Origin of the sequence: Streptococcus oralis subsp. oralis (assembly GCF_002096445.1) — a bacterium.
In the GTDB taxonomy this organism is placed as follows: domain Bacteria; phylum Bacillota; class Bacilli; order Lactobacillales; family Streptococcaceae; genus Streptococcus; species Streptococcus oralis_N.
Window position 1 is genome coordinate 340,754 of record NZ_NCUK01000013.1, and the last position, 13,036, is coordinate 353,789.

Consider the following 13,036-nt stretch of genomic DNA (forward strand, 5'->3'; position numbering starts at 1 on the left):
ATAAGGAGACCGATAGTAAAAGAAGATGGTGATAGTAAAGGATAGGTGAAACGGAAAGGGATTTATCATGTCATCTTCTTATAATGTTATAATATCAAAAATAAAATAGGATGTCAATAAAAAACCTCGATTTTTTCTAAAATATTTTTGCTGTTCAAAATTGCAATTAAATAAGCAATTTTCAGATAATTATTGAAATAAAGACTTTTCTATGTTATAATGGAAGCGATTATATGCGAGGTAAAAAATGGCACATTTATTAGAAAAAACAAGAAAAATCACGTCTATTCTAAAGCGCTCTGAGGAGCAACTCCAAGATGAACTTCCTTACAATGCGATTACACGCCAGTTAGCTGATATTATTGATTGTAACGCTTGTATTGTGAATAACAAGGGACGTCTCTTGGGCTACTTTATGCGTTATAAGACCAATAATGACCGTGTAGAACAATTCTTCCAAACCAAAACCTTCCCTGAGGTCTATGTACAAGGGGCAAACATGATTTATGATACGGAAGCCAATCTTCCTGTTGAACATGATTTGACCATTTTCCCTGTAGAGAGCCGTGCGGACTTTCCAGATGGTTTGACGACCATCGCTCCGATTCATGTATCAGGGATTCGCCTAGGTTCGTTGATCATTTGGCGCAATGATAAGAAGTTTGAAGATGAAGATTTGATCCTTGTCGAGATTGCGAGCACGGTTGTGGGAATTCAACTATTGAACTTCCAACGCGAAGAAGACGAGAAAAATATTCGCCGTCGTACGGCTGTTACCATGGCGGTCAACACCCTTTCCTATTCAGAACTTCGTGCTGTATCAGCTATTTTAGCTGAATTGGATGGAAATGAAGGGCAGCTGACAGCGTCTGTTATTGCAGACCGTATTGGCATTACACGCTCAGTGATTGTCAATGCGCTTCGTAAACTGGAGTCAGCGGGAATTATTGAGAGTCGCTCATTAGGAATGAAGGGGACTTATCTCAAAGTTCTAATTGGTGATATTTTTGAGGAAGTGAAAAAGAGGGACTACTAATGGCAAAAGCTTTAATCTCGATTGACTATACAGAGGATTTCGTAGCAGACCATGGAAAGCTAACTGCTGGAGCACCCGCTCAAGCAATATCAAAAGCCATTGATCAGGTAACCAGATTAGCTTTTGATCGTGGAGACTATGTCTTTTTCACCATTGATGCTCATGAGGAGAAGGATACATTCCACCCAGAAAGCAAGCTCTTTCCACCGCACAACATCATCGGAACTAGTGGGCGTAACCTTTATGGCCCCCTAGCTGACTTTTATGCTGAGCATGAGGCGGATAGTCGTGTCTTTTGGATGGACAAACGTCACTATTCAGCATTTTCAGGAACGGACTTGGATATCCGTTTGCGAGAACGTCGGGTTGATACTGTTATCTTAACAGGTGTTTTGACGGATATTTGTGTTCTTCATACGGCTATTGATGCCTATAATTTAGGTTATCAAATCGAGATTGTCAAGCCTGCGGTTGCCTCTATTTGGCCAGAAAATCATCAGTTTGCTCTTGGGCATTTTAAGAACACATTGGGAGCAAAATTACTAGATGAAAACCTTGCTGAAATTGAACTATAAGACTGTTGGAAAAATGAAAAAAATCTGAAAAAAGTGTTGACAAAGATTTTGAAAGTTGATATACTAGTAAAGTAATCGACGCGGGGATGGCGGAATTGGCAGACGCGCAGGACTAAGGATCCTGTGACCGCTTTAGGTCGTGAGGGTTCAAGTCCCTCTCTCCGCATAGGGTAAGAGTTGGCTTTGGCTAGCTCTTTTTTTTACAAAGAAGACTAGAGGCTACGTTTCCTATATCGAAAAATATTGGTATCAAGAACAGTCATTGTATCAGAACATTTAAACTGAGTTCACTATTTCATTCTATCAAGAATATCCTCAAACACTAGTCAGAAAATGAAGAACTTAGGAGATGAAAAAATACTAATCAGAAAGATGTGACTACCATTTTTAAAATGAAGTTGATTTTTGATTGGTATTATTTCTTCTTATATAAGAAGGAAAGTTAGCGCTTGCTATCTTTTTTGTTTTTTTCAAAAATAAATCAAAAAATTTTTCGATTTCATAAACATTTCATATTTGGATTTTATAATAGTCTTACAAATATGGAGGTGACAAATGAATCCAATCCAAAGAGCTTGGGCTTATGTCAGCAGAAAACGACTGAGAAGTTTTATTTTATTTCTGATTTTATTTGTCCTTTTAGCAGGAATTTCAGCCTGTTTGACTCTGATGAAGTCCAACAAAACAGTAGAAAGCAATCTTTACAAATCACTCAATACTTCTTTTTCTATCAAAAAGATCGAAAATGGACAGACCTTCAAGTTGTCTGACCTTGCATCCGTGAGCAAGATTAAGGGACTGGAAAATGTCTCTCCTGAACTTGAGACGGTCGCAAAACTGAAAGACAAGGAAGCGGTGAGTGGTGAGCAGAGCGTAGAACGTGATGATTTGTCAGCCGCGGACAAGAACTTGGTTAGCTTAACGGCTCTTGAGGATTCATCCAAGGATGTCACCTTTACCAGTTCGGCTTTCAATCTAAAAGAAGGGCGACACCTTCAAAAAGGTGATTCCAAGAAAATCCTCATCCACGAAGAGTTGGCCAAGAAGAATGGTCTTTCGCTTCACGACAAGATTCGCTTGGATGCTGGTCAGTCCGAAGCTGGAAAGGGGCAAACAGTAGAGTTTGAAATTGTCGGCATCTTTTCTGGTAAAAAACAAGAAAAGTTCACAGGCTTGTCTTCCGACTTCAGTGAAAACCAGGTCTTTACAGACTATGAAAGTAGCCAAACCCTTCTGGGAAATAGTGAACCGCAGGTCAGTGCAGCGCGCTTCTATGTAGAAAATCCTAAGGAAATGGACGGACTCATGAAGCAGGTGGAAAACTTGGCTTTGGAAAGTCAAGGCTACCAAGTCGAGAAGGAAAACAAGGCCTTTGAACAAATCAAAGACTCAGTGGCAACCTTCCAAACCTTCCTGACCATCTTCCTTTATGGGATGTTGATAGCAGGAGCAGGAGCCCTAATTTTGGTCTTGTCTCTCTGGTTGAGAGAAAGAGTCTACGAAGTGGGGATTCTTCTGGCACTTGGAAAAGGCAAGAGCTCGATCTTCCTCCAGTTCTGTTTAGAGGTAGTTTTGGTATCAATCGGAGCTTTGCTTCCATCCTTTATCGCTGGAAACGCCATCACATCCTATCTACTTCAAACTGTACTAGCCAGTGGAGATCAGGCAACCTTACAAGACACACTAGCCAAAGCAAGTGGTCTATCAACCAGTCTCCTATCCTTTGCAGAATCCTATGTCTTTCTGCTCCTGATTGGTTGCTTGTCTGTAGCCCTTTGTTTCGTATTTCTATTTAGAAAATCGCCGAAAGAAATTTTATCATCTATTAGTTAATACTCTTCGAAAATCTCTTTAAACCGTGTCAGCTTCGCCTTGCCGTACTCAAGTACAGCCTGCGTCTAGCTTCCTAGTTTAATCTTTGATTTTCATTGAGTATAAGAAGGAGAAATCATGACTTTATTACAATTGCAAGATGTTACCTACCGTTATAAGAACACTGCTGAGGCAGTTTTATATCAGATCAAGTATAATTTTGAACCCGGAAAATTTTATAGTATCATTGGTGAGTCAGGAGCTGGAAAATCCACTCTCTTGTCCCTGCTTGCTGGTCTAGATAGTCCTGTTGAAGGTTCTATCCTTTTCCAAGGAGAGGACATTCGGAACAAGGGGTATTCTTACCATCGCATGCACCATATTTCCCTGGTCTTTCAAAATTATAACTTGATAGATTATCTTTCTCCGCTGGAAAATATCCGCTTGGTCAACAAAAAAGCAAGCAAGGATACACTTCTTGAGCTTGGTTTGGATGAAAGTCAGATCAAGCGGAACGTTCTCCAGTTATCAGGTGGTCAACAGCAACGTGTGGCCATCGCTCGCAGTTTGGTATCAGAAGCTCCAGTTATTCTAGCTGATGAGCCAACAGGAAATCTGGACCCTAAAACTGCCGGAGATATTATCGAGCTGCTCAAATCACTTGCCGAGAAAACAGGTAAATGTGTGATCGTCGTCACCCACAGTAAAGAAGTGGCACAAGCATCAGATATTACACTTGAATTGAAGGATAAGAAACTAACTGAAACTCGCAATACTACAAAATAAGATGAGCTTGTTTTGATAGAATTATTAAATCAAATCTAGAAAGGGAACCTATGTTACACAACGCATTTGCCTATGTTACAAGGAAGTTTTTCAAATCGATTGTTATCTTCCTGATTATTCTCCTCATGGCGAGCTTGAGTTTGGTCGGCTTGTCGATCAAGGGAGCTACAGCCAAGGCTTCTCAGGAGACCTTTAAAAATATCACCAATAGCTTCTCCATGCAAATCAATCGTCGCGTCAATCAAGGAACGCCACGTGGTTCTGGGAATATCAAGGGTGAGGATATCAAAAAAATCACCGAAAACAAGGCCATCGAGTCTTATGTTAAACGCATCAACGCCATCGGAGATTTGACTGGATACGACCTCATCGAAACGCCAGAAACCAAGAAAAATCTCACTGCTGACCGTGCCAAACGGTTTGGAAGCAGCTTGATGATTACAGGTGTCAATGACTCCTCTAAAGAAGATAAGTTTGTCTCTGGTTCATATAAGCTGGTCGAAGGTGAGCACTTAACCAACGACGACAAGGACAAGATTCTCATGCACAAGGACTTGGCAGCCAAACACGGTTGGAAAGTCGGAGATAAGATCAAATTGGACTCTAATGTCTATGATGCAGACAATGAAAAAGGTGCCAAGGAAACAGTCGAAGTGACAATCAAGGGACTCTTTGATGGTCACAATAAGTCAGCAGTAACCTACTCACAAGAACTCTATGAAAATACAGCCATCACAGACATTCACACTGCTGCAAAACTTTATGGATACACAGAAGATACAGCTATTTATGGGGACGCAACCTTCTTTGTAACAGCGGACAAGAACTTGGATGATGTCATGAAAGAGTTGAATGGTATCAGTGGTATCAACTGGAAGAGCTACACACTGGTGAAGAGCTCCTCTAACTACCCAGCTCTAGAGCAATCCATCTCTGGTATGTACAAGATGGCCAACCTCCTCTTCTGGGGTAGCTTGAGTTTCTCAGTTCTTCTCCTTGGACTCTTGCTTAGTCTTTGGATCAACGCCCGCCGCAAGGAAGTGGGAATTCTCCTCTCTATCGGTCTCAAGCAGGCAAGTATCTTGGGGCAATTCATCACCGAATCGATCTTGATTGCCATTCCTGCTCTTGTTTCGGCTTACTTCCTAGCCAACTACACAGCTCGTGCCATCGGAAATACTGTTCTTGCCAATGTGACTTCAGGTGTTGCAAAGCAAGCTAGCAAGGCTGCTCAAGCTTCTAACCTTGGTGGTGGTGCAGAAGTAGATGGCTTTAGCAAGACCCTGTCGAGCCTAGATATTTCTATTCAGACATCAGACTTCATCATCGTCTTTGTCCTTGCTTTGGTTCTAGTGGTTCTCGTTATGGCGCTTGCTTCAAGCAATCTCCTCAGAAAACAACCAAAAGAGCTCTTGCTCGATAGCGAATAAAAAACTTGCTACCTATTCTCCCCTAAATGGGGTATAATATAGGTAGCATTTTTATCTATTTTATCTTGATAAGGACTCTTCCTATCAGGATGAAACAGAGAAGATTTACAAGAAATTTAAAGGATGTGAACCGTTTTTTCTATGAAAATTTTAATTGTAGAAGATGAAGAGATGATCCGTGAGGGAATCAGTGACTATTTGACGGATTGTGGTTATGAAACCATTGAAGCAGCAGATGGACAAGAAGCTCTGGAAAAATTTTCCAGCTATGAAGTAGCCCTGGTTTTACTGGATATCCAGATGCCCAAGCTTAATGGCCTAGAAGTCCTAGCGGAGATTCGTAAGACCAGTCAGATTCCTGTCTTGATGCTGACAGCCTTTCAGGATGAAGAATACAAGATGAGTGCTTTTGCTTCTCTAGCAGACGGTTATCTGGAAAAGCCTTTTTCTCTCTCCCTTTTAAAAGTAAGGGTGGACGCGATTTTCAAGCGCTACTACGATACAGGACGAGTCTTCTCCTATAAAGATACCAAGGTGGACTTTGAGAGTTACAGTGCAAGCCTCGCAGGTCAAGAAGTGGCTATCAATGCCAAAGAGTTGGAAATTCTGGACTATCTGGTGAAAAATGAAGGCCGGGCCTTGACTCGTTCTCAGATTATCGATGCTGTCTGGAAGGCGACAGATGAGGTTCCCTTTGACCGTGTCATTGATGTCTATATCAAGGAACTGCGGAAAAAGCTAGACTTGGATTGTATCCTCACGGTGCGCAATGTTGGTTATAAATTGGAGCGAAAATGAAACGAACAGGTTTATTTACAAAGATTTTTATCTATACCTTCTCGATTTTTAGTGTTCTGGTTATTTGTCTTCATTTAGCCATTTATTTTCTCTTTCCCTCTACTTATCTGAGCCACCGTCAGGAAACCATTGGTCAGAAAGCGACTGCTATTGCCCAATCCCTAGACGGAAAAGATAGGCAAAGCATCGAGCAAGTGTTGGACTTGTATTCCCAGACCAGTGATATCAAAGGAGCTATCAAGGGAGAGATGACCGAGGACAAGTTAGAGGTCAAGGACAATTTTCCTCTGGACACGGATCGCCAGACCACTTCCCTCTTTATTGAGGAGCGTGAGGTGAAAACGCAAGACGGTGGGACTATGACTCTTCAATTTTTAGCGTCCATGGATTTGCAAAAGGAAGCGGAGCAGATCAGTCTCCAGTTTCTTCCCTATACTTTGTTGGCATCCTTTCTGATTTCTCTTTTGGTGGCCTACATCTACGCTCGGACCATTGTTGCCCCAATCTTGGAAATCAAGCGGGTGACCCGTCGGATGATGGATTTGGATGGACAAGTGCGATTGCGCGTGGATTCTAAGGATGAGATTGGTGATCTCAAGGAACAAATCAATAGCCTTTACCAGCACCTTTTGACTGTCATTGCAGACTTGCATGACAAGAATGAAGCTATTCTCCAGCTGGAGAAGATGAAGGTTGAGTTCCTGCGAGGGGCTTCTCATGAATTGAAAACTCCACTAGCTAGCTTGAAAATCCTAATCGAAAATATGAAAGAAAATGTCGGTCGTTATAAGGATAGAGACCACTATCTTGGAGTTGCCTTGGGGATTGTGGATGACCTCAGTCACCACGTTCTCCAGATATTGTCTCTTTCTTCTGTTCAGGAATTGCGAGACGAGAAAGAAGAGGTTGACCTCCTTCAGATGACGCAAAGTCTGGTCAAGGATTATGCTTTGCTCGCCAAGGAGAGAGAACTTCAGGTGGACATTAGCCTAACCCATCAGCAGGCTTACATAAACCCATCTGTCATGAAGTTGATTCTATCGAACCTCATCAGCAATGCTATCAAGCACTCCACTCCAGATGGCCTGGTCCGCATTGGAGAAAGAGAAGGAGAACTCTTTATCGAGAATAGCTGTAGTCCTGAAGAACAAGAAAAACTGGTCCAGTCTTTTTCTGATAATGCTAGTCGCAAGACCAAGGGTTCGGGGATGGGGCTCTTTGTGGTCAAAAGTTTATTAGAACATGAGAAATTACCTTATCATTTTGAGATGCAGGGCGATCGCTTGAGTTTCTTCATACGTTATCCCAAAGTCACTTAGGACTAAGAAAAAGAAAGGGTTTACATTGATTCGATTGGAAGAAATTCAATCTAAAGTATGGGAAAAACTAGCTTTTTTTATCAAAAAGTGATAAAATGAACAATGTAAATGGGATGTCCCAAAAAATATATAGGAGGCCTGACAAATGGCAATCGTTTCAGCAGAAAAATTTGTCCAAGCAGCTCGTGACAACGGTTATGCAGTTGGTGGATTTAACACAAACAACCTTGAGTGGACTCAAGCTATCTTGCGTGCAGCAGAAGCTAAAAAAGCTCCAGTTTTGATCCAAACTTCAATGGGTGCTGCTAAATACATGGGTGGTTACAAAGTTGCTCGCAACTTGATCGCTAACCTTGTTGAGTCAATGGGTATCACTGTACCAGTAGCTATCCACCTTGACCACGGTCACTACGAAGATGCACTTGAGTGTATCGAAGTTGGTTACACTTCAATCATGTTTGACGGTTCACACCTTCCAGTTGAAGAAAACCTTAAATTGGCTAAAGACGTTGTTGAAAAAGCACACGCTAAAGGTATCTCAGTAGAAGCTGAAGTTGGTACTATTGGTGGTGAAGAAGACGGTATCATCGGTAAAGGTGAATTGGCTCCAATCGAAGACGCTAAAGCAATGGTTGCAACTGGTATCGACTTCTTGGCAGCTGGTATCGGTAACATCCACGGTCCTTACCCAGCAAACTGGGAAGGTCTTGACCTTGACCACTTGAAGAAATTGACAGAAGCTCTTCCAGGCTTCCCAATCGTATTGCACGGTGGTTCAGGTATTCCTGATGACCAAATCCAAGCAGCTATCAAACTTGGTGTTGCGAAAGTTAACGTTAACACTGAATGCCAAATCGCATTCGCTAACGCAACTCGTAAATTTGCTCGTGACTACGAAGCAAACGAAGCAGAATACGACAAGAAAAAACTCTTCGACCCACGTAAATTCTTGGCTGACGGTGTAAAAGCTATCCAAGCATCAGTTGAAGAACGTATCGACGTATTCGGTTCAGAAGGTAAAGCTTAATCTAGCTGAACAATACAGAAAGAACCTGCCCATTGGGTGGGTTTTTTGTGTCTGAATATATAGCCAATATACTGTAGAAGAACCAATCTTAAGTTGCTAAAAGGTTCTATTTTTTGTACAATAATGCTATGAAAATACTGAAAAAATGGTTTCTTGGCTTTCTTAGTTTCATTCTTTTGTTTTTACTCGCTACATTCATCTTTCACCGTATCAGTTTGGAAAAGGAAGAAGCCTCACTGACACCTATGGGGCAACAAGTTCTCGTCAATGGACATCAAATAAATGTTTACGTTGAAGGAGATGGTCTTGGGACTATTGTAGTTCTCTCAGGTGCTGGTATTGCTTCTCCTATATTGGATTTTAAAGAAGTATCGGAATCCTTATCGAAACAGTATAAAGTAGTTATCGTGGAGCGGGCGGGATATGGTTATAGTGATGATAGCAATTATTCAAGAGATGTGATGGAGGTTTTGTCTGAGACTCGCCAAGCTCTTTCGCAAGCAAATATCACAGGGCCGTTTATCATTCTGTCTCATTCCATGGCTAGTCTAGAGAGTTTGGCTTGGCAGGAGAAGTATCCTGATGAAGTGAAAGCCTTGATTGGTTTAGATTGGGCACTGCCGTCAAGTTATGAGAATTTAAAGGATAATCAGGCCTTGCTTACTGTGGCCTATTGGACTAGCAAGATTGGTTTATTACGCTATTTTCCTGAGTCCTTTTATATAAAAAATCCAACTCTGACTGAAAGTGAACGAAAACAATATAAACTTCTAGCTTATAAGCAGTTGATGTCACAAGCTATGTTTCATGAATCCCAAACGGTAAAGGAAAATGCCAAGAAAGTTCCTTCTAGCATCAATCCGAAAATTCCCACCTTATTACTGGTGTCTAACGGTGAAGGTACTAGTTTTAGCCAATCTGAGTGGCAACGTTATGCAGAGAGATTTGCAAGCGACCAGTCTAATGTTCAAGTCGTCTATATGGATGCGCCTCACGACCTCTATCATTATCAAAGTCATGAAATAGTTTCTCAGATTGAAGATTTTTTAAAGAGTAATTGATGGTTTAGAGATCATTTTAATTTTAGACTGATGACAATAATTAAATTCTGAAGGATTAACAGTAGAATCGTGAATTTTTTCGATTAAAAAAATTCTTTTTCTTACCAAAACCCCTGCCCATTGGGCAGATTTTTTTGGTATTTTAAGGAAAATATCAAACCAGAATTTTTGTTTAAAAGTATGATTTTAAGAGAGAAATCTCTAATTTCATAATCTATAGGCAAACGCTTGCATTCTAGTTTTTATTGGACTATAATAGGTTGGTATAAAGCCTTCTGTAATAATATTGATAAGGTGTAGAAAGTAAGGATTTAGATATTTGTAGTCAAAAATACAATGTTGCTATTCCTTGCGATAGGGAGATAGATATGGCAATGATAGAAGTGGAACATCTTCAGAAAAATTTTGTGAAGACTGTTAAGGAACCAGGCTTGAAAGGGGCTTTGCGCTCCTTTATTCATCCTGAAAAGCAGACCTTTGAAGCGGTCAAGGATTTGACTTTTGAGGTACCCAAGGGCCAAATTCTAGGTTTTATCGGCGCAAATGGTGCTGGGAAGTCAACAACCATCAAAATGCTGACTGGGATTTTAAAACCGACATCTGGTTTTTGTCGGATTAACGGCAAGATTCCGCAGGACAATCGTCAGGATTATGTTAAAGATATTGGTGTGGTCTTTGGACAACGTACCCAGCTATGGTGGGATTTGGCTCTGCAAGAGACCTATACGGTCTTAAAAGAGATTTACGATGTGCCGGACTCGCTCTTTCATAAACGCATGGACTTTTTGAATGAAGTCTTGGATTTGAAGGACTTTATCAAAGACCCCGTGCGGACTCTTTCACTGGGGCAACGGATGCGGGCGGATATTGCGGCTTCCTTGCTCCACAATCCTAAAGTTCTCTTTTTAGATGAGCCGACCATTGGTTTGGACGTTTCGGTCAAGGACAACATTCGTCGGGCTATTACCCAGATCAATCAGGAGGAAGAAACAACTATCCTCTTGACCACTCACGACCTGAGCGACATTGAGCAACTCTGTGATCGAATTTTTATGATTGATAAGGGGCAAGAGATTTTTGATGGAACGGTTAGCCAGCTCAAGGAGACCTTTGGCAAGATGAAGACTCTTTCCTTTGAACTGCTACCAGGTCAAAGTCATCTCCTTTCTCACTATGAAGGCCTGCCTGATATGACCATTGATAGACAAGGAAATAGCCTCAATATTGAATTTGATAGTTCCCGCTACCAGTCAGCTGATATTATCAAGCAAACCCTGTCTGATTTTGAAATTCGCGATTTGAAGATGTTGGATACGGATATTGAGGATATTATCCGTCGCTTCTACCGAAAGGAGCTCTAAGATGGTCAAATTGTGGAGACGTTATAAACCCTTTATCAATGCAGGGATTCAGGAGTTGATTACCTATCGAGTCAACTTTCTACTTTATCGGATTGGGGATGTTATGGGAGCTTTTGTTGCTTTCTATCTCTGGAAGGCTGTCTTTGATTCCTCGCAAGAATCTTTGATTCAGGGCTTTAGTATGGCAGACATCACCCTATACATCATCATGAGCTTTGTGACTAATCTTTTGACTAGGTCGGACAGCTCCTTTATGATCGGGGAGGAGGTCAAGGATGGTTCCATTATCATGCGCTTGTTGCGACCAGTGCATTTTGCGGCCTCTTATCTCTTTACGGAGCTTGGTTCCAAGTGGTTGATTTTTATCTCTGTTGGACTGCCATTTTTAAGTGTCATTGTCTTGATGAAAATCTTATCAGGACAAGGAATTGTAGAATTGCTGGGCTTAACCATCCTTTATCTTTTTAGCTTAACTCTAGCCTACCTAATCAACTTTTTCTTTAATATCTGCTTTGGATTTTCAGCCTTTGTCTTTAAAAATCTATGGGGTTCCAATCTACTCAAGACTTCTATAGTGGCCTTTATGTCTGGAAGTCTGATTCCCTTGGCTTTCTTTCCAAAGATTGTTTCTGATATTTTGTCCTTCTTGCCTTTTTCATCTTTGATTTATACTCCAGTTATGATCATTGTTGGGAAATACGATGCCAGTCAGATTCTTCAGGCGCTTTTGCTACAGTTCTTCTGGCTCATAGTGATGGTGGGCTTGTCTCAGTTGATATGGAAACGAGTCCAGTCCTTTATCACTATTCAAGGAGGTTAGTATGAAAAAATATCAACGCATGCATTTGATTTTTATCAGACAATACATCAAGCAAATCATGGAATACAAGGTCGATTTTGTGGTGGGCGTGTTAGGAGTTTTTCTGACTCAAGGCCTGAACCTCTTGTTTCTCAATGTGCTCTTTCAACACATTCCTTCCTTAGAAGGCTGGACTTTTCAAGAAATCGCCTTTATCTATGGATTTTCCTTAATTCCCAAGGGACTAGATCATCTCTTTTTTGACAATCTCTGGGCTCTGGGGCAACGTTTGGTGCGAAAAGGAGAGTTTGACAAGTACCTGACGCGTCCTATCAATCCTCTTTTTCACATCTTGGTTGAGACCTTTCAGATTGATGCCTTGGGCGAACTATTGGTCGGTGGTATTTTGTTAGCGACCACAGTGTCTAGCATTGGTTGGACTCTTCCAAAATTCCTGATTTTTCTAGTCTGTATTCCTTTTGCGACCTTGATCTATACTTCCTTGAAAATCGCGACTGCCAGCATCGCTTTTTGGACCAAGCAGTCAGGTGCCATGATTTATATTTTCTATATGTTTAATGATTTTGCCAAGTACCCGATTTCCATTTACAATTCGCTCCTTCGTTGGTTGATTAGCTTTATCGTACCTTTCGCCTTTACAGCCTACTATCCTGCCAGCTATTTCTTGCAGGATAAAGACGGGCTCTTTAACATTGGTGGGTTGATTTTGATTTCCCTTGTTTTCTTTGTTATTTCTTTAAAACTCTGGGACAGGGGCTTGGACGCTTACGAAAGTGCGGGTTCGTAAGATATAAAATAGGATGAGATTTAAACATTAAATATGTTACAAACAACCGTTGAAAATTATAGCGGTTGTTTTTGCATGTTTATTAAGGCATATATTCTATCCATACCCCTTTTTGCGATTTTGGTAATTATTCCAGTTGATTGCTACTATTTTTGATGGGAGGAATGAGTTTATATTGTACCCAGTTAACTATAATATTTATTGACTAACCTATTTGTTAACAT

Annotated in this window: 12 protein-coding genes and 1 tRNA gene; all 13 read left to right on the forward strand. The window is 41.0% G+C overall.

The window, feature by feature from the left end:
- The first annotated feature begins 247 nt into the window (after window positions 1-247).
- A complete protein-coding gene (codY, locus tag B7721_RS04985; protein ID WP_000940725.1) occupies window positions 248-1,036 on the forward strand; it encodes a GTP-sensing pleiotropic transcriptional regulator CodY in 789 nt (262 codons plus the stop codon).
- Complete coding sequence (locus B7721_RS04990; protein WP_049489822.1) at window positions 1,036-1,611, forward strand: cysteine hydrolase family protein; 576 nt, start codon at window positions 1,036-1,038, stop codon at window positions 1,609-1,611. Before codY ends, B7721_RS04990 begins: the two co-directional genes overlap by 1 nt.
- A gap of 80 nt (window positions 1,612-1,691) precedes the next feature.
- Window positions 1,692-1,777: transfer RNA gene (locus B7721_RS04995), tRNA-Leu, on the forward strand.
- Window positions 1,778-2,166: 389 nt separating this feature from the next.
- The gene (locus B7721_RS05000) at window positions 2,167-3,444 is read left to right on the forward strand and encodes an ABC transporter permease (RefSeq protein WP_049489823.1); all 1,278 of its coding nucleotides are present in this window, start codon (window positions 2,167-2,169) and stop codon (window positions 3,442-3,444) included.
- Between the two features lie 117 nt (window positions 3,445-3,561).
- Complete coding sequence (gene vex2 / locus B7721_RS05005) at window positions 3,562-4,209, forward strand: ABC transporter ATP-binding subunit Vex2 (protein ID WP_000173735.1); 648 nt, start codon at window positions 3,562-3,564, stop codon at window positions 4,207-4,209.
- Window positions 4,210-4,259: 50 nt separating this feature from the next.
- Window positions 4,260-5,639 carry an ABC transporter permease subunit Vex3 gene (gene vex3 / locus B7721_RS05010; protein WP_084877854.1) on the forward strand — a complete coding sequence of 460 codons (1,380 nt, stop codon included), beginning with the start codon at window positions 4,260-4,262 and terminating at the stop codon, window positions 5,637-5,639.
- A gap of 141 nt (window positions 5,640-5,780) precedes the next feature.
- Window positions 5,781-6,437, forward strand: a complete 657-nt coding sequence (gene vncR / locus B7721_RS05015) for a response regulator transcription factor VncR (protein ID WP_084877856.1) — start codon at window positions 5,781-5,783, stop codon at window positions 6,435-6,437.
- Window positions 6,434-7,756 (forward strand): sensor histidine kinase VncS, encoded by a 1,323-nt coding sequence (vncS, locus tag B7721_RS05020; RefSeq protein ID WP_084877858.1) that lies wholly within the window; start codon window positions 6,434-6,436, stop codon window positions 7,754-7,756. Before vncR ends, vncS begins: the two co-directional genes overlap by 4 nt.
- Window positions 7,757-7,901: 145 nt before the next feature.
- On the forward strand, window positions 7,902-8,783 hold the full coding sequence (locus tag B7721_RS05025; RefSeq protein ID WP_001018995.1) for a class II fructose-bisphosphate aldolase: 882 nt from the start codon (window positions 7,902-7,904) through the stop codon (window positions 8,781-8,783).
- 128 nt (window positions 8,784-8,911) lie between these two features.
- Complete coding sequence (locus tag B7721_RS05030) at window positions 8,912-9,844, forward strand: alpha/beta fold hydrolase (protein ID WP_162283476.1); 933 nt, start codon at window positions 8,912-8,914, stop codon at window positions 9,842-9,844.
- Window positions 9,845-10,212: 368 nt separating this feature from the next.
- Window positions 10,213-11,205 carry an ABC transporter ATP-binding protein gene (locus tag B7721_RS05040; RefSeq protein ID WP_001240789.1) on the forward strand — a complete coding sequence of 331 codons (993 nt, stop codon included), beginning with the start codon at window positions 10,213-10,215 and terminating at the stop codon, window positions 11,203-11,205.
- 1 nt (window position 11,206) lies between these two features.
- The gene (locus B7721_RS05045) at window positions 11,207-12,025 is read left to right on the forward strand and encodes an ABC transporter permease (RefSeq protein ID WP_000240154.1); all 819 of its coding nucleotides are present in this window, start codon (window positions 11,207-11,209) and stop codon (window positions 12,023-12,025) included.
- Between the two features lies 1 nt (window position 12,026).
- Window positions 12,027-12,812: an ABC transporter permease gene (locus B7721_RS05050; protein WP_070696900.1), complete on the forward strand. Its 786-nt coding sequence runs from the start codon at window positions 12,027-12,029 to the stop codon at window positions 12,810-12,812.
- Window positions 12,813-13,036: the final 224 nt, after the last annotated feature.